We start from the raw sequence: 15,903 nt of genomic DNA, 5'->3' as shown, positions 1-15,903 counted from the left end.
TTTTATTTTTCAAAAATTTCTACTGTTGCACCTTGGGTATCAACTTCTAACACTTTATACTCAGCATTTATTGAAACTTCTTTAAAGGCTTCTACCATAGAAAGTCCTATTTTGTCAAAGTTTTCTGTAGCTAAAGCCAATATTGTACTTCCAGCTCCACTTAAACAAGCACCAAGAGCTCCATTTTCATAGGCACTTTGGATGACTTTATCAAAGTTTGGAATAAGATTTTTTCTATAGGGTTGATGTAGTCTGTCTTCCATAACTACCTTAAGAAGGTCATACCTTCTTTCTTCCAATGCCCTAATAAACAAAGCAGACCTTTGAAGGTTAAATATAGCATCTTTTAAAGGTACTTGAGATGGTAAAACTAACCTTGCTTTTTCTGTAGAGAGTTCAAAGTCTGGGATAACTACAACAGCTTTTATCTCCTTTGGAAAGTCCATTTTACTGTAGTAAGTTTTATCTTCTGTTTTTAAAGCAGTTATAAAGCCACCTTTCCAAGCTGGAAGAAGGTTATCCGGATGAGGTTCAAACAAGTAAGCCACTTTGAAAAACTCTTCATCTGTTAAAGGTTTTTTGTGAACTGCAAAACCTGTAAGTATTCCTGCCACTATAGCAGTAGCACTACTTCCTAGTCCCCTTGCAACAGGAATGTTTACAGTCTGTTTTAACCTTGCACCATGGAAAGTCTTTCCTTCAGCTTCACAAAGGTACTTAATTACCTTTATAAAAAGGTTATTTTCAGGGTTTTCTATAAACTCATTTTTAGGGTAGGACTCTATATATACCCCGTCTTCTTCTTCTACTTCAAACTCGTTATACAAAGTTAAAGCAAGTCCAAATGTATCAAAGCCAGGACCTAAGTTGGCAGTAGTTGCTGGAACTCTTACCTTTACGACCTTTTTACTCATTTATTCTACCTTCTAATATATCAACATACTCTTTAATTCCTCTTTGAATTGAGTATCTTGGAACAAATCCAAGCTCTTCTTTTATCTTTGTCATATCTGCTTGGGTGTACTCTTGGTAAAAGTCGTACGGACAGTCAAAGTACTCAGGCTCAAAATCTGTTCCAAGAGCTTGATTTAGGTATTTAATAACATCGTTAAACGATGTAGCCTCTCCACTACCTACATTGTAAACAGTTGACCTTGGAGCTTTTGCTGCAAGTATAGTAGCATCTACTGCATCTTTAACATAAACAAAGTCTCTTTTTTGCTCTCCCCATTTAAATATCCTTGGTCTTTGTCCTGATTTCATCTGTAAGTAAAGCTGGTAAATCATACTTGCAAACTTTCCTTTATGGGCTTCTCTTGGACCGTAAACGTTAAAGTACCTAACTCCAACTATCTTAAGACTTGTTTTTTCTGCAAACTCTTGAGCAAGGTTATCCATTATATACTTAGAAAAAGCGTAAACATTCTCTGGAGATTTCTCCCTATCTTCTTTTAAAGGGACTTTTTCTCTAACATTTCCATAAACAGAAGCTGAAGAAGCATACACTACTATACTTTCATTATCGTAGGCAAGTTCAAGAACGTTTTTAAATCCATCTACGTTTCTTCTCATCATATACTCTTGGTCTGTTACAGTCGTGTCTGTTATTGAGGCAAGGTGAAAGATAACGTCAGGTTTAAAATCTTCTATCTTGAAGAAAACTTCGTCTGTTGAAACATCACATGAGTAAACTATACCTTTAAAACCTTTTAAGTTTTTAAAGTTTGCACTTGAAAAGTCATCTAATATAAGTATTTTACTATTAGGGTACTCTTTTTGTAGTTTCAGCGCAAGGTTAGACCCTATAAATCCAGCTCCACCAGTAATCAGTATGTTATGAAACATTCATTACACCTCTATGTAAAATAGTTCTTGGCCGTACTCTACAGGCTGTCCGTTTTCAACTAAGATTTTAGCAACTCTACCATCAACATCGGACTCTATCTCGTTCATAACTTTTAGAGCTTCTATAATACAAAGCACCTGCCCTTTTGAAACCATATCTCCTTCTTCTACAAAGGGTGGAGCTCCGGGAGATGGAGCTCTGTAAAACGTTCCTACTAAAGGTGATTTTATAACATGATACTTTTTGTTAGACTCTTCCTTTACTAAAGGCTCTGAAGATGTTTTTATCTCTTCTTTTATCTCTACAACTGGCTGAGGAATATACTGAATTTGTGGAGCTGTAGGTTGGGACATAACTACTTCCTTTGGTCCCAAATACTGTTTTATATGTATCTTCCCTTCTTCTGTTGATATTTCTATCTCTTCTATTTTTGTGTCTTTTATCTTTTCAATAAGTTCAAACACAAAACTCTTATCCATAACTCCTCCAACTTTCCCTGTATCAGGAAAGATTTACTTGTTAACTCTCTCTATGTAAGTTCCCTTTTCCGTGTCTACTTTTATCTTATCTCCTACGTTAATAAAAAGAGGTACCTGTATAACAGCACCTGTTTCTATTTTTGCAGGTTTTGTAGTTCCTGTTGCTGTATCTCCTTTAAATCCCGGTTCTGTTTCAATAACTTCGTAGACTTCATGTTTTGGAAGTTCTATACCTATAGGGTTTCCTCTATCTAAGAAAACAACCACCTGCATACCTTCTTTTAAAAACTGAGCTTCATACTCCATATTTTCAGCAGGAACAGCAAATGTTTCATAAGTGTTTGTATCTAAAAAGTAATAGTAAGACCCATCAGTGTAGGAGTAGTTCATAAACCTCTGTTCAAAGTCCGCAAGTTCAATAGAGTCAGATGATTTAAATGTAAATTCTGTTACGTTTCCTGTTCTCATATTTTTTGCTCTAACTCTAACAAATGCCTGTCCCTTTCCGGGTTTTACGTGCTCATAACTTACAACTTTATAAGGTTGGTTGTCAACAAGGATAAACTGGTCTCTTGCTATCCTATTGATATCAATTTTAACGCCCATAAACTCCTCCAAGAATTTTTTTTAAAGTAAAATTATACCAAAAATTTAAGTATCACTTGTGTTAAAATTTTTATACATTCTTTGAACCTACTCTTGAGAGGTGGAATAATGAAAAAGTTGATTACTTCCATTTTACTACTATTTTCTATTACTTTTGCTACAGAGTGTCAACCTAAAATCTCTATGTCTGATGTTGAAAAAACTGCATCATCTTATGTAGGAAATATAACCTCTGTAAAACTCTCAAAAAATAGGTCTGGAGAGTGTTATTACAAAGTCTACGGTGAGAAAGGTTACGTAACAATAGATGCCTTAAATGGTGAGCTTTTAAAATTTACAAAAAAGAGGGAAAAGTAGTTGGATATAGGATTAAGTGGTTATCAGTGGGTTTTGCTAAGTCAAACTAATCCAGCTCCACAACATTTAAAAGAAAGGTTTGGAGAAGTCTTTGCACAAGTTCTTTACAACAGAAAAGATTTATTCGATAAAGATTTTTCCGATGATTACATAATCCCTCAACTTAGAAACCTGATAAATCCGTCTTACTTTTACTCGTTAGAAGAAGTAGCGATAAAGTTAGTAGATGCAATAAAAAAACAAAAAAGAATAGTTATATACGGAGATTACGATGCAGATGGTATAACAAGCACAGCTTTACTTGTAAACTTTTTTAGAGATATTAAAGTTCCTGTTAAGTATTACATACCAAGTAGATTTACAGAAGGCTACGGCTTAAACAAAGAAGCAATAAAAAGCATATCTACTGAAGCAGATATTTTAATAGTAGTTGATAGTGGTACAAACGCTATCGAAGAACTTCTTTACGCAAAAAGCTTAGGGTTAGAAGTCTTTGTTTTAGACCATCATGAACCATCAGATTTTTGGACAGATAAAAATCCATTGAGTTTTGACTCAAGTATAAACATTGTAAATCCAAAATTTTACGATGATGAAAAAATAAGCCCTATGTTTAAACACTTAGCAACAGTAGGTATTGCCTTTTACCTTATTTCTCTAATAAAGAGACTACTAAATATAGAGATAAAGTTAAGAAGCTATTTAGATATAGTAGCCATAGGAACTGTAGCTGATGTAGTACCTATGTCTTTTATAAACAGAGTGATGGTAAAAACAGGAATAGAAGAGATAAACAAAAAACACAGAGTAGGTATCACAAAACTAACAGAAGCTGCATCAATCCAAAGAGATATAAACACACAAGATATAGGCTTTATGATAGGACCAAGAATAAACGCAGCTGGAAGGTTAGCAGACGCAAGGAAGTCTGTAAAACTTTTAATTACAAAAGATGAAACTCGGGCAACTATTTTAGCAAATGAACTTGAAAATCTAAACAGAAAAAGACAGAAAATAACAGATAATGTAATAAAAGAAGCTGAATCAGAATTAAACAAGTATCCTTTTGAAAACGCAATAGTCTTAGGTAGAGAGAACTGGCATAGTGGAGTAATAGGAATTGTAGCTGGAAAGTTAGCAGAAAAGTACAAAATACCCACTGTTATTCTATCTATAGAAAATGGTAAAGCTGTTGGGTCTGCAAGAAGTGTAGCAAAAGTAAACATATACAAAGCTTTAGATAAATGTAAAGACTTATTTGAAAAGTTTGGTGGCCACTCTGCAGCTGCGGGATTTTCAACAAAGTCTGACAAAATCCATGACCTTAGATATAGACTTAACAGGTCGGTAGAGGAGGTTGCCGAAGAAAAACCATGGGCTGTAAAAGAGGTTGATATGGAAGTCCCACTGTCTTACTGGGATAAAGGAAAAATATTACAGATCTATCAGTTGGCTCCATTTGGAGAAAAAAATCCTTATCCAAAGTTTATAGATAGGCACTTGAGAGTAGATTACTTTTCTGTTTATGGAAAAAATTTAGTCATCCTTGATTTAAGGGATAGAAATAAAAAAGTCTTTACGGTAAAGTGGTGGAAGGGTCAAGATATTATCAATCAAATATCTGTAGGTTCTATAATTGACATAGTGTACATTCCTGAAATAAGCAACTACAAAGGTATAGAAAGTGTAGAGTTTATAGTAGATGATATAAGGATGGTTAAGTAAGTTTATAGTTTGAAAAATTTCTTTTCAGGCGTATTACCTAAGATCTATAATTTCGATGATTTGATCCGTTGTTAATATTCTCTTAAATCCCTTTTCTATCAGCTTTTCAGCTAACTTTTTATCATTTGTCCATAAGTATGCATCTAATTCTATCGCTAAAGCAACATAAGGTGTATCTTTCTCATCTATTTCCCTGCAAAGCTTATAAGCGCTTTCAATACTTGATTTTTTAAGTACTATTTTAGGAATAACGTGGATATTTTTTTAAAATTTCATAAGTTATTTTCCTCATTTTTTCTTTAGAAGAAGTTTTGTTTAAAATTCTATCTTCATACTTCTCTAATTCTAGAAATATAAAATCTGGTGCATAAACTTCCAAGTTCTTTACCAAAGATAAATAAATAGAACTCCCTTTGATCAACGCAGAAAATATAATGTTAGCATCAATTATAACCTTCACTTCAGATCAAAGCCTTTTTTATACTCTTGCCAAGCTTCTTCTCTAATTTTTTCTACTTTTTCCCAGTAGTTTTCTTCTGAAAAAGCATCCTTAATTTCCTTTGAGATTTCATCTAATACTTTTTCTAATTTTAATATTTCTAAATACTCCTGAATTTTCTCTTGAACTACTTTTCTACCTATTTCATAAACTTCTTGATCTGGCATCTCTATTAATATCTTCATAACAAATCCCAAAAATTTTTCATACTTTTAAATTTAATAGATTTGAAAAGATTTTTCAACCTTGAGTAATATTTAATTTAAAGTAGGACTAAATATATGGTGGGAAAGGAGGGAATCGAACCCTCACGGCCTTTCGGCCAAGGGATTTTAAGTCCCTCGCGTCTGCCAGTTCCGCCACTTTCCCTTTAGATGATAAATATTATATTACAAAATCCAAACAGATGCAAGTGGTATTCAATTAAAAATCACTTAGAAGGTAATAAATTCCATTTAATAAAAACTAAGGCTTTTGTTTTCCTTTTTAGCATTTTACATCCATATTTACCTATTTTTCTATTATCACAATCCTGCTATAACTTCTATTTCAACTAAAGCATTTTTTGGAAGGCGGCTTACTTCTACTGTTGACCTTGCAGGTTTGTGGTCTTTAAAATATTGTCCATAAATCTCATTTACAACTTGAAAATCTTCTAAATTTTTTAAAAAAATAGTAGTTTTTATAACATGATTCAGGTTAATTCCTGCCTCTTCTAAGATGGCTTTTATGTTTTCCATTATTATCTTTGTTTGAGTTGCTACATCTGAATTTACAAACTCGTTGGTAGATGGGTCTATTGCTATCTGTCCTGATATGAAAATTAGATTTTCATACTTTACAGCCTGAGAGTAAGGACCTATCGGTTTTGGGGCTTTTTCTGTATAAATTACTTGCATTTTTAACCTCTAAAATTTTCATTATGTTAAAATTATACCAAAATAACAACTGGAGGCTGTCTTTTGAAACAGGTAAATGTTGCTATAGTAGGATACGGTGTAGTCGGAAACGGTGTTGGAAAGATATTAGACACCCAAAAGGAACTTTTAAAACAAAAATCAGGAGTAGAGATAAATCTAAAAAAAGTCTACACAAGAAACTGGAACAAAACCTTTCCCCATCCCATAGAAGAAGAAAGAAGAGCTAAAAACTTAGACGAAATACTAAACGACGAAAACATAGACATAGTAGTAGAACTAACAGGAGGTATAGACTTTCCTTACAACTTGATTATACAAGCACTTGACAAAGGTAAACATATAGTTACTGCAAACAAAGCTCTCTTAGCAGAAAAAGGAAAAGATGTATTCACAAAAGCAGAAGAGAAAAACCTAAGAATAGGTTTTGAAGCAGCTGTAGCAGGAGGAATACCTATAATAAAAGCCTTAAGGGAGGGACTTGTAGCCAACGAGATTAAAAAGATATACGGCATACTAAACGGAACAACTAACTACATACTAACATCTATGTATAAAGAGGGAAAAAGCTTTTCCCAAGCATTAAAAGAAGCTCAAGAAAAAGGCTATGCAGAAGCAGACCCTACCCTTGACATAAACGGAACAGACGCAGCTCACAAAATATCAATACTATCATCTTTATCCTTTGGAGGTTTTGTAGAATTTTCCCAAGTGTATGTAGAAGGTATAGAAAAGATAGACACTTTAGATATAGACCTTGGAAGGGAGCTTGGCTACACTCTTAAACTTTTAGCCATTGCAAAATCTCACAACGATGAAGTTGAGATAAGAGTCCATCCTACCTTTTTACCTTCAGATAACCCTTTATCTAAGGTTGACGGTGTCTTTAACGCTGTGATGGTAGAGGGAGACAACGTAGGAGAGACAATGTTTTATGGAAGGGGAGCAGGGAGCTTCCCTACTGCCAGTGCAGTAGTAAGTGATATTGTAAGTATTGCAAAGTCCATACAGTTAAACATAGGAAAAGAAATAGAAATAACCTCTATGAACTGGAAGCATAAAGACCTTAACCTTACAAAAGTAAAAGATTTTTACACAAGATACTACATAAGATTTACTGTTCCAGATATAACAGGTATACTTGCAAAAATAGCCTCTGTGTTTGCTAAATACAACATAAGCATTGCAGCTGTCATACAAAAAGAAAAAGTTTTAAAACTTCAAAAAATGATTAACGAAAAGGTTGTCCCCCTTGTTATACTTACCCATACAGCTTCAGAAAACAACATCCAACAAGCTATAAAAGAAATTGTAGAAAACCATTACAGTATAGAAGACCCTACAATAATTAGGGTAGAAGATGAAGAGTAAGATATTAGGATTACTACTTGGAATAATAGGTTTTATAACTGGGGTCCATACACAGTTGGTAAATATTCCTTTTGAGCCCAAGGTTGTTTTAGGAATATTAATTTTGTGTATATTTTGGTGGCTCTTTGAAGTTGTTCCACTGGGTATAACTGGACTTTTTGGACTGCTTTTAGCGGTTTTTTACGGTATTGCAGATGTAGATAAAGTATTTATAGGATTTTCTAATCCAGTTATTTTGCTTATGATAGGTAGTTTTCTTATTGCTCACAGTGTCAACAAATACGGTTTAGATAAAAGAATATCTTTAAACATTCTTTCTAAAGATTTTTTCATCAAAAGTCCTATAAGACTCATAATTGGTTTTTCTTCAATAACATTCTTACTTTCTATGTGGCTCAGTAATACTGCTACAACTGCCATGATGCTTCCTATCGTTTTAGGAGTTGTCTATCTTTTAAAAGATGAAAAAATATACGGTTATAAAACTTTTGCATCATTTATGCTTTTAAGTATTGCTTACTCAGCTTCTATAGGAGGTATTGGCACAATAGTAGGTTCACCTACAAACCTTGTGGGACTTGGATTTTTAAAAGAAGAAGGAATAAAAATAGACTTTTTCCAATGGATGTTGTTAATGCTTCCTATAGCTTTATCTATGTATGTAATAATGATACTTTACATTGGATTCTTTCTAAGGAAAGTAAAATTTAACCCCCAAGAGATAAAAACAGTTCTTCAAAAAGAGAAAGAAAAACTTCCAAAAATATCAAGAGAAGAAAAAATTGTTGCAGCTGTGTTTTTACTAGCAGTATTTTTATGGATTCTTCCATCTTTTATAGAAGTTTTAGGTTTTGAAGATATAGGAAAACAGATAAGTAAAAAAATTCCTGAAAGTATCGTAGCAGTCTTATGTGCAGGACTTTTATTTTTAATACCAAAAGATTTAAAAAATTACCAAACTGTTTTGACAGTAGAGGATTTAAAAGAAGTTGACTGGAATACGGTTATACTCTTTGCATCAGGTATATCTATAGGAAAGTTAATATCGTCTTCAGGTCTTGGAGAGATTATAGCAAAAAGTTTAAGTGGTTATATAACATACATTCCACTACTACTATTTATTTTAATTATAGCGATTATACTGCTAACAGAGATAAACTCAAACACTGCAACTGTAATAATCTTTGCACCTATAATCATTGCCCTTTTAAAAAATAATCAAATAGACTTTGTTTATCCTACTTTAGCTATTATTGTCGCTGCCAGCTTTGCGTTTATGTTTCCAATAGCAACACCACCAAACGCCATCGTTTACTCAACTGGCTTTATAAAATTACAAGACATGGTTAAATTTGGACTTTTCTTAAACGCAGTAGGAAGTATTGTAATTTACCTTTTCCTGATTTTGCTTCGTTGAGTACATACAAAAAGTTGCAGAAAATTTATATTTGGTATATAATATTTATCCCTGATGGCCAGGTAGCTCAGTCGGTAGAGCATGCGGCTGAAAACCGCAGTGTCGGCGGTTCGATTCCGCCCTTGGCCACTTCTCATTTTAATTCTTCATACAACTCTCTTATACTCTTTTTAAAAACAGGATGAATAAAATCTGGGTCTAAATCCATCAAAGGTTTTAAAACAAAATCTCTTTCATGTAGTCTTGGATGAGGTATTTCTAAAGCTTTAGACTTATAGATTAAATCATTATAAAAAAGTATGTCTATATCTATCTCCCGTGGACCCCATCTGTATCTGTAAACTCTTCCTACCTGTTTTTCAACATTTTTAACAAATTCAAATAAAGATAAATGGTCTAACTCTGTTTGTCCCATTACAGCCATATTTAAAAAGTCTGGCTGATTCTCTACTCCTATTGGTTTAGTTTCATAGATTTTTGATACTTTTAAAATTTGTATCTTGTCTGATAGGATTTTTATAGCTCTATTTAAGTTTGTAAGTCTATCTCCAACATTACTACCAAGCCCTAAAAAAATCTTATTCAAATTTTTCCCCTTCTTTTATCCTGTATCCTCTTACAGCTTCTTGAGATGATATTGGTTTTGAGTTCGGGAACTGGATAGTTCTTATAAGTAAACATCCGTCTTTAGTTTTTACGACTATTCCTTCTTTATCGCTCGCTTTTAATATTTCTCCCGGTTTTCCTTCTTTACATTCCTTTAAAACTTCTACATTCAATATCTTTACCTGAAAGTCCCTAAAGTTTGCAAAAGCTTTAGGCCATACTTTTAAGGCTCTTACTTGATTAAAAATATCTTTTGCAGGTTTATTCCAGTCTATTTTACCTTCTTCTTTCTCTATTGGTTTTGCGTAAGTAGCTTTTGAGTGGTCTTGAGGAACTTTTTCTATTTGACCTTTTTCTATTTTATCTAAAACTTCTATTAGGAGCTTTGCACCTTCTTTTGCAAGTTTGTCGTGAAGGGTTATGATATCGTCTTCAGGGAGTATTTTTACCTTCGTGCAAGCGTAAACATCTCCTGCATCTAACTCTTTAACTATCTCCATTATACAAACGCCTGTCTCTTCTTCTCCATCCATGATTGCCCTTTGAATAGGAGCTGCCCCTCTGTATTTAGGTAGCAGTGATGCATGGACGTTTATAGTTTTATACTTTGGAATGTTTATAATCTCTTCTGGAAGGATTTTCCCATAGGCAACAACTACAGAGATATCGGGATTTAGCTGTTTTATAGTTTCTACAAATTCTTGATTATTTTTTATTTTTTCAGGTTGAAGTACTGGTATGTTGTGTTTTAGAGCTTCTTCTTTTACAGGTGGAGGTTGAACTTTTTGACCTCTACCTTTTGGTTTGTCTGGCTGGGTTATTACTGCTACAACTTGATGGTTTGATTGAATAAGTGCTTTTAAACTCTCTACTGCAAACTCAGGTGTTCCCCAAAACAGTACTTTCATCTTTTTTCTCCAAGTTTGATATCCATTCTTTCTTCTTTTCTCTTAGTATGTTTATAAGTTTATCTACTCCTTCTTTCGTTATTAGGGATACAGCTACAAATGGATAACCTTTTTCTGCAAAGTACTTTTCAAGTTTATCTATTAAAGATTTATCACTTAAAGCGTCTATCTTATTTGCAACTACTATCTGAGGCTTTTTTAAAAGGTCTGGTGAGTAGTTTTCCAACTCCTTGTTGATTATGTTGAACGCATCTATTGGGTCTCTCTCTCTAAAGTCTGAGACATCTATCAGATGTATTAAAAATTTGGTTCTTTCTATATGTCTTAAAAATTCATGTCCAAGTCCATGTCCCTCAGAAGCTCCCTCTATAAGTCCGGGAATGTCTGCCAACACCAAAAAGTCATCTACATCAAGTTGTAAAACACCTAAGACTGGTGTTAAGGTTGTAAATGGATAGTCTGCTATTTTTGGTTTTGCTTTTGATAGTACTGATATTAATGTAGATTTTCCAGCGTTTGGAAAACCTATTATTCCTACATCTGCGAGCAATTTTAACTCAAGTTCTATCCATTTTTCTTCTCCTTTTTCTCCAGGCTCTGCAGTTAAAGGAGCTTGATTTGTAGGACTTTTAAAAGCTGCGTTTCCTTTACCACCTCTCCCACCTTTGGCAACTATAACAGACTGTCCTTCCTCTACAAGGTCTGCCAGTATTTCTCCTGTTTGAGCATCTTTTACAACGGTTCCAACGGGAACTTTTATGATTAAATCTTCTCCATCTTTCCCCTTTTTATTTCCACCTTGACCGTGCTGTCCTTTTTCTGCTTTGTAGTGTCTCTTATATTTAAAATCCATAAGAGTTTGGAGATGGCTGTCTGCCACTAAAATAACATCTCCACCTTTTCCTCCATCTCCTCCTGATGGTCCTCCCATAGGGACAAACTTCTCCCTATGAAAAGCAACACAACCGTTTCCACCATCTCCTGCTTTAACAAATATCTTAGCTTTGTCTATAAACATACTTAACTACACCTATTGTTATTAAGCTTACTATTGAAATGCCGTTTGCTTAAAGTATATCATTTAAACTATTTGCAAAAATAACTTTTCTAAGTAGTTCTCTCAAATAGTTAATATCAGATATTTGATTTATCTTCTCTATAACATCATCTTCTACATGACCAAATTTCTGCTCTATAGCATCAATCACACTCTGTCTTAATCCTTCTATTAAACCTTGCTGTAGTCCTTCTTGTAGTCCTTGTTGTAATCCTTCCTTAAAACCTTCATCTCTCCCAATCTTTAAAACATCTCTTAACACCGGATAACTTTCTATCTCTTCCCTCGTCCACTCTATTGTAATTGGCATCTCAAAATCCTCCTGCTTTATGTACCTCTTTATCTCTTCCTCTATATTATTCCTTATTTTACTTATTTCAAGAATTGGTTTATACTTGTCAGTGATAAGATAAAAATACTCAAACATTCTATATGGCATAGAAGGGTCGTTTGTGCTTTGTATCTCTATGTGTAAAATGGTATTGTCTTCTAACTTAACAACCAAGTCAGCTTCTCTATTTTTAACTATTTTAAGGTCAGTATCTTGAAGGAGCTGCCAGTTTACTTTTTTGCCGAGTATTATCTCTATGAGTTTTGTGGCTGGGTTTTTGAATAGATGTTTTAGTAATAAATCGGTTTTTATTTTTTTTATATTCAAGTTCACTTAATTAGAATAAGCAGGGGTTTACCCTGCTTTATATAGATTTAAACTGCTTTTTTAACTTTTCCGGCTTTTAAGCATTTAGCACAGACGTAAATTCTTTTTGTAGACCCATCTTCTAAAATAACTCTAACTCTTCTTAGGTTTGGTTTCCATGTTCTTCTTTCTGTAGTTGCTGAGTGAGCTACAGTATTACCAAACACTGTCTTTTTTCCGCATACTTGACAAACAGCCATATCTCAAATCCTCCTCGATCAAATTTTAGAAAGAAATATTATACCATAAATTAATCTAAATCCATTTTACCCGGGTTTATAAGGTTCTTTGGATCCCAGACTCTTTTTATCTTTCTCATTATCTCCATCTCTTGTGGTGAAAACTGTTTTCTCATAAACTCTGCTTTTGTTATTCCTACACCGTGTTCCCCTGTTATAGATCCTCTGTAAGACAACGCAAGTTCAAAAACCTCTTCAACAGCTTTCTCTGCCCTTGCTACCTCATCAGGGTCTAAACCGTTTATCATAAAGTTTGCATGGACGTTTCCATCTCCTATATGTCCAAAGTTAACCATCTTTAGATTATACTTTTTACCTATCTCTCTAAGTCTTGGTAGAGCTTCGGGAAGGTAGCTTCTTGGGAATACTATATCTTCGTTTATCTTTGTTCTACCTAGTTTTGCAACTGCAGGAGATAAAGATCTTCTTGCTTCCCAAAGTTTTTCAGCTTCCCTGTCTGTTTTAGCTATCTCAACTTTTGCACCGTTTTGCTCACAGATTCTTGCTACTTCTGTTATCTCATCTTCTAACGCTTTAGGATGACCATCAACTTCTATCAGTAGTATTACTTCTGCATCCCTTGGAAGTCCAAAATGTCCAAAATCTTCAACTGCATTTATTGCAAGTTTGTCCATAAACTCCAGTGCAGATGGAGATATTCCTGCTTTAAATATATCTTTGACTGTTTTACCAACGGACTCTAAATCCATATACACAGCTTTTACCGTTTTTTTAGCCTTTGGCTTTGGAATAAGTTTTACAGTTATTCCTGTAAATATTCCTAAAGTTCCCTCACTTCCTATTAAAAGTCTTGTAATGTCATACCCTGCAACATCTTTTAAAGTTATTCTTCCAGTGTGTATTATATCTCCTGTGTATATAACAGTATCAAGCTCCATTATATACTCTCTAGTGACTCCATACTTAACACACCTTGGACCACCTGCGTTTTCTGCAACATTTCCCCCTAAGGTACAGAACTTATAACTTGCAGGGTCTGGCGGATAAAAAAGGCCTCTTTTTTCCACAGCTTGCTGGAGTTTATAGGTTATTACTCCGGGTTGAACTTTGGCAACTGCGTTATCTTCATCAATCCAAAGGATTTTATCCATCTTCTCAAAAGATATTAAAACACCACCTTTAACAGGAATAGAACCTCCCGTGTATCCAGAACCAGCTCCCCGTGGTGTTATAGGAATATCATTTTCATAACATATCTTTACAACTTTCTGAACATCTTCTTCACTTTCCGGAATAACTACCACATCTGGAGGAACGCTAAGTCTTGTTGCATCGTAGGAGTAAAGCATCCTATCCATCTCATCGTCTAATACTTTATGCTCTCCAATAGCTTCTTTTAAGTATCTTTTAACATTTTCTGGTACAGGTATTTTTTCAACTGGTTTTATTTTAAACATTCTTTTACCTCTTGATTAAAATTACTAAGATATATTAAAACTCCTTTTTTTAAAAATTACAATAAAAAAAATCATCTTTGCAATTTTGCAAAAATGCAAAAGAATATATTTACAAAGATTAAGATAGTACAATCTTTTAAACTGGCATAGATTTTGCTATAAAAATTTTAACAAAAGATTAAGAAAATTTAAATTGACAAGACTGCATTTTAAGTCTATACTTAAAATTGATAAATAACTTTATATAGGAGGTATCATCATGAAAAAAGTAGTAGCTTTAACAGTAGCAGCAGGATCTTTATTCCTTGCAAGCTGTGCAAACTATGCAACAAAGGATTACGTAGATCAGCAGGTAGCATCAGTTTCTGAAAAAGTAAACAGTGTAGACGCTAAACTATCTGCATTAGAAAAAGAAGTTGCAGCATTGAAAGCAGCTCCTAAAACAGATGCTGGTTTAGCTTCAAAAGTATCTGCTTTAGAAACTGAAGTAAACAACCTCAAAAACACTTGCCCAACAGCTTGCACTGACAGAATTAACAAACTTGAAAAAGATGTTGACGAGTTAAAAGAAAAAGTAAGCAAGCAAACTACTCATATGGAGAAAGAAGTAGAAAAATCTATGAGAAAATAGTTCTTAAAAGGCAGCTCCCCGCTGCCTTATTTTATTTAAAATAAACCCTAATTTCCAATTCAAAAACAAGAACATAAAACAAACAAGCCTAAATTCTCTTTTATTTTGGCTTTAATTTTTACTACCTGTCTTGGTTTGTCTTAAAATTATTAAAATTAAAATACTTGATACCTTGAGTGAGAAATTCATTTTTTCAATTTTATTTCTAATAAAAAGCCAAAAGTAGCTCGGGTTATAATATACCCAAACTACTTTTGGGAGGTCAAAAAATGCAACTGGAAAAGTTTTATAACATACTTCTCAAAAATTTTCAATCATTTAAAGTTTCTTTTTATAAGAATACAGCTAAATCTAATGCTGGTAGAAAACCAAAAATTACCGATGAAGAAATAGCAGCAGTTTTCATCTTATCATACATAACTGGAATGCCTGTTTTGAAAATAGCAAGACAATTTATTGATGACTCTATAAAGTCTTATCACATATTCAGAAAATCAAGAATTAAAAGAATATACGAACTGCTTAGAATATATCTACAAATGAGAATACTGTCTGTAATTATAGAAGTTTTGGTATCTAATAAAAAACCAAGGCTTATAGTAGATGGTACAATACTTCCAGTAGCTAATGTAAACAGAGCAAAAACCCAGAGAATAAAGAGATTTAATGGAAAGAAGTTTTGGGTAAGAAGAAAAAGAAATCTATACAGTCAACACTACAAAAAAAGAGTAAAATTTGAAGAGATATACTATGGAGTGCTTGTTATGATAATTTGTGATACAAAGGGAAGAGTTTATGACATTTGGTTTCATCCAGCAAGTTATCATGAAGTTAAATCTTTTAGGTTAAGAGCAAAAACTAGTATTTGGTTTAAAAGACTTATAAGCCTTTTTGAAGTAATAGGAGACAAAGGCTATAGAGGATGTGAGAATGTTATCGTATGTGAGACAAAAGAAGATAAAGCTCAAAGGCAGATTATTGAGAGCGTATTTTCAAGGTTAAAACAATTTAACGCTCTTAGCAGATGGAGAAAAGGTATAACGCTTCTTTCATATTTGTATGCTTATGCAATAGGTTATAGCTTTTTCAGGTACTGTGAGGTTTAATTATGGCATTAATTTCTCACTCAA

Annotated in this window: 18 protein-coding genes, 2 tRNA genes and 1 pseudogene; 7 read left to right on the top strand and 14 right to left on the bottom strand. The window is 33.5% G+C overall.

Going from position 1 to position 15,903, the window contains the following annotated elements:
* Positions 1 to 2: 2 nt before the first annotated feature.
* From thrB to efp, 4 genes are read right to left on the bottom strand one after another with little or no spacing between them, the layout of a single operon-like run.
* Positions 3 to 914 carry a homoserine kinase gene (gene thrB, locus SULAZ_RS02060; RefSeq protein WP_012674805.1) on the bottom strand — a complete coding sequence of 304 codons (912 nt, stop codon included), beginning with the start codon at positions 912 to 914 and terminating at the stop codon, positions 3 to 5.
* Entirely contained in the window at positions 907 to 1,845 is a 939-nt protein-coding gene (gene rfaD, locus SULAZ_RS02055) for an ADP-glyceromanno-heptose 6-epimerase (RefSeq protein ID WP_012673837.1), read from the bottom strand. The genes thrB and rfaD overlap by 8 nt, the downstream gene beginning before the upstream one ends.
* Before the next feature lie 3 nt (positions 1,846 to 1,848).
* A complete protein-coding gene (accB, locus tag SULAZ_RS02050; RefSeq protein WP_012674938.1) occupies positions 1,849 to 2,325 on the bottom strand; it encodes an acetyl-CoA carboxylase biotin carboxyl carrier protein in 477 nt (158 codons plus the stop codon).
* Positions 2,326 to 2,358: 33 nt separating this feature from the next.
* Positions 2,359 to 2,931: an elongation factor P gene (efp, locus tag SULAZ_RS02045; protein ID WP_012673980.1), complete on the bottom strand. Its 573-nt coding sequence runs from the start codon at positions 2,929 to 2,931 to the stop codon at positions 2,359 to 2,361.
* An 81-nt stretch (positions 2,932 to 3,012) separates the two neighbouring features.
* Here efp and SULAZ_RS02040 point away from each other — a divergent pair, with 81 nt between their 5' ends.
* Together SULAZ_RS02040 and recJ are read left to right on the top strand one after the other, a co-directional pair.
* Positions 3,013 to 3,288, top strand: coding sequence for a curli assembly protein CsgG (locus tag SULAZ_RS02040; RefSeq protein WP_228357454.1), 276 nt, complete (start codon positions 3,013 to 3,015; stop codon positions 3,286 to 3,288).
* A complete protein-coding gene (gene recJ, locus SULAZ_RS02035; protein ID WP_012674685.1) occupies positions 3,289 to 5,013 on the top strand; it encodes a single-stranded-DNA-specific exonuclease RecJ in 1,725 nt (574 codons plus the stop codon).
* Positions 5,014 to 5,046: 33 nt separating this feature from the next.
* Here the strand turns inward: recJ and SULAZ_RS09290 are convergent.
* The 4 genes and pseudogenes from SULAZ_RS09290 to SULAZ_RS02020 all read right to left on the bottom strand — a co-directional run bounded on the left by SULAZ_RS09290 (position 5,047) and on the right by SULAZ_RS02020 (position 6,411).
* A pseudogene (locus tag SULAZ_RS09290) lies at positions 5,047 to 5,473 on the bottom strand (PIN domain-containing protein).
* Positions 5,470 to 5,697, bottom strand: coding sequence for a hypothetical protein (locus SULAZ_RS02030; protein ID WP_041675776.1), 228 nt, complete (start codon positions 5,695 to 5,697; stop codon positions 5,470 to 5,472). The pseudogene SULAZ_RS09290 and the gene SULAZ_RS02030 overlap by 4 nt, the downstream one beginning before the upstream one ends.
* Positions 5,698 to 5,794: 97 nt before the next feature.
* Positions 5,795 to 5,881 (bottom strand) — tRNA-Leu (locus SULAZ_RS02025).
* A gap of 155 nt (positions 5,882 to 6,036) precedes the next feature.
* Positions 6,037 to 6,411, bottom strand: coding sequence for a RidA family protein (locus SULAZ_RS02020; RefSeq protein ID WP_012673938.1), 375 nt, complete (start codon positions 6,409 to 6,411; stop codon positions 6,037 to 6,039).
* 63 nt (positions 6,412 to 6,474) lie between these two features.
* On the opposite strand from SULAZ_RS02020, the gene SULAZ_RS02015 reads away from it, so the two are divergent.
* From SULAZ_RS02015 to SULAZ_RS02005, 3 genes are all read left to right on the top strand, one after another.
* Positions 6,475 to 7,800, top strand: coding sequence for a homoserine dehydrogenase (locus SULAZ_RS02015; RefSeq protein WP_012674970.1), 1,326 nt, complete (start codon positions 6,475 to 6,477; stop codon positions 7,798 to 7,800).
* Complete coding sequence (locus SULAZ_RS02010) at positions 7,790 to 9,217, top strand: SLC13 family permease (protein WP_041675775.1); 1,428 nt, start codon at positions 7,790 to 7,792, stop codon at positions 9,215 to 9,217. Before SULAZ_RS02015 ends, SULAZ_RS02010 begins: the two co-directional genes overlap by 11 nt.
* A 56-nt stretch (positions 9,218 to 9,273) precedes the next feature.
* A tRNA-Phe gene (locus tag SULAZ_RS02005) sits at positions 9,274 to 9,346 on the top strand.
* A 4-nt stretch (positions 9,347 to 9,350) separates the two neighbouring features.
* On the opposite strand, the gene folK is transcribed toward SULAZ_RS02005, so the two are convergent.
* The 6 genes from folK to SULAZ_RS01975 are packed head-to-tail and all read right to left on the bottom strand — an operon-like array spanning position 9,351 to position 14,142.
* On the bottom strand, positions 9,351 to 9,803 hold the full coding sequence (gene folK, locus SULAZ_RS02000) for a 2-amino-4-hydroxy-6-hydroxymethyldihydropteridine diphosphokinase (protein ID WP_012674813.1): 453 nt from the start codon (positions 9,801 to 9,803) through the stop codon (positions 9,351 to 9,353).
* Positions 9,796 to 10,731 (bottom strand): methionyl-tRNA formyltransferase, encoded by a 936-nt coding sequence (gene fmt / locus SULAZ_RS01995; RefSeq protein WP_012674256.1) that lies wholly within the window; start codon positions 10,729 to 10,731, stop codon positions 9,796 to 9,798. Before fmt ends, folK begins: the two co-directional genes overlap by 8 nt.
* Entirely contained in the window at positions 10,703 to 11,749 is a 1,047-nt protein-coding gene (obgE, locus tag SULAZ_RS01990) for a GTPase ObgE (RefSeq protein WP_012675029.1), read from the bottom strand. Before obgE ends, fmt begins: the two co-directional genes overlap by 29 nt.
* 49 nt (positions 11,750 to 11,798) lie before the next feature.
* The gene (locus SULAZ_RS01985) at positions 11,799 to 12,446 is read right to left on the bottom strand and encodes an RpnC/YadD family protein (RefSeq protein WP_012673598.1); all 648 of its coding nucleotides are present in this window, start codon (positions 12,444 to 12,446) and stop codon (positions 11,799 to 11,801) included.
* Between the two features lie 47 nt (positions 12,447 to 12,493).
* Positions 12,494 to 12,685, bottom strand: a complete 192-nt coding sequence (gene rpmB / locus SULAZ_RS01980) for a 50S ribosomal protein L28 (RefSeq protein ID WP_012674298.1) — start codon at positions 12,683 to 12,685, stop codon at positions 12,494 to 12,496.
* Positions 12,686 to 12,735: 50 nt separating this feature from the next.
* Positions 12,736 to 14,142, bottom strand: coding sequence for an FAD-binding oxidoreductase (locus SULAZ_RS01975; RefSeq protein WP_012673750.1), 1,407 nt, complete (start codon positions 14,140 to 14,142; stop codon positions 12,736 to 12,738).
* A 259-nt stretch (positions 14,143 to 14,401) separates the two neighbouring features.
* Here SULAZ_RS01975 and SULAZ_RS01970 point away from each other — a divergent pair, with 259 nt between their 5' ends.
* Both SULAZ_RS01970 and SULAZ_RS01965 read left to right on the top strand, forming a co-directional pair.
* Positions 14,402 to 14,773 carry a hypothetical protein gene (locus tag SULAZ_RS01970; protein ID WP_012674504.1) on the top strand — a complete coding sequence of 124 codons (372 nt, stop codon included), beginning with the start codon at positions 14,402 to 14,404 and terminating at the stop codon, positions 14,771 to 14,773.
* Positions 14,774 to 15,042: 269 nt separating this feature from the next.
* Positions 15,043 to 15,879 carry a hypothetical protein gene (locus SULAZ_RS01965; protein ID WP_012673773.1) on the top strand — a complete coding sequence of 279 codons (837 nt, stop codon included), beginning with the start codon at positions 15,043 to 15,045 and terminating at the stop codon, positions 15,877 to 15,879.
* Positions 15,880 to 15,903 lie beyond the last annotated feature (24 nt).

The sequence above is a fragment of the Sulfurihydrogenibium azorense Az-Fu1 genome (genome assembly GCF_000021545.1).
Lineage (GTDB): Bacteria > Aquificota > Aquificia > Aquificales > Hydrogenothermaceae > Sulfurihydrogenibium > Sulfurihydrogenibium azorense.
This window is presented reverse-complemented; position numbering and strand designations above follow the sequence as displayed.

What these genes read in the sequence shown, in the direction of transcription:
- thrB (WP_012674805.1), bottom strand. Translation starts at nt 914, where the DNA reads ATGAGTAAAAAGGTCGTAAAGGTAAGAGTTCCAGCAACTACTGCCAAC.
- rfaD (WP_012673837.1), bottom strand. Translation starts at nt 1,845, where the DNA reads ATGTTTCATAACATACTGATTACTGGTGGAGCTGGATTTATAGGGTCT.
- accB (WP_012674938.1), bottom strand. Translation starts at nt 2,325, where the DNA reads ATGGATAAGAGTTTTGTGTTTGAACTTATTGAAAAGATAAAAGACACA.
- efp (WP_012673980.1), bottom strand. Translation starts at nt 2,931, where the DNA reads ATGGGCGTTAAAATTGATATCAATAGGATAGCAAGAGACCAGTTTATC.
- SULAZ_RS02030 (WP_041675776.1), bottom strand. Translation starts at nt 5,697, where the DNA reads ATGAAGATATTAATAGAGATGCCAGATCAAGAAGTTTATGAAATAGGT.
- SULAZ_RS02020 (WP_012673938.1), bottom strand. Translation starts at nt 6,411, where the DNA reads ATGCAAGTAATTTATACAGAAAAAGCCCCAAAACCGATAGGTCCTTAC.
- SULAZ_RS02010 (WP_041675775.1), top strand. Translation starts at nt 7,790, where the DNA reads ATGAAGAGTAAGATATTAGGATTACTACTTGGAATAATAGGTTTTATA.
- fmt (WP_012674256.1), bottom strand. Translation starts at nt 10,731, where the DNA reads ATGAAAGTACTGTTTTGGGGAACACCTGAGTTTGCAGTAGAGAGTTTA.
- obgE (WP_012675029.1), bottom strand. Translation starts at nt 11,749, where the DNA reads ATGTTTATAGACAAAGCTAAGATATTTGTTAAAGCAGGAGATGGTGGA.
- rpmB (WP_012674298.1), bottom strand. Translation starts at nt 12,685, where the DNA reads ATGGCTGTTTGTCAAGTATGCGGAAAAAAGACAGTGTTTGGTAATACT.
- SULAZ_RS01975 (WP_012673750.1), bottom strand. Translation starts at nt 14,142, where the DNA reads ATGTTTAAAATAAAACCAGTTGAAAAAATACCTGTACCAGAAAATGTT.
- SULAZ_RS01970 (WP_012674504.1), top strand. Translation starts at nt 14,402, where the DNA reads ATGAAAAAAGTAGTAGCTTTAACAGTAGCAGCAGGATCTTTATTCCTT.
- SULAZ_RS01965 (WP_012673773.1), top strand. Translation starts at nt 15,043, where the DNA reads ATGCAACTGGAAAAGTTTTATAACATACTTCTCAAAAATTTTCAATCA.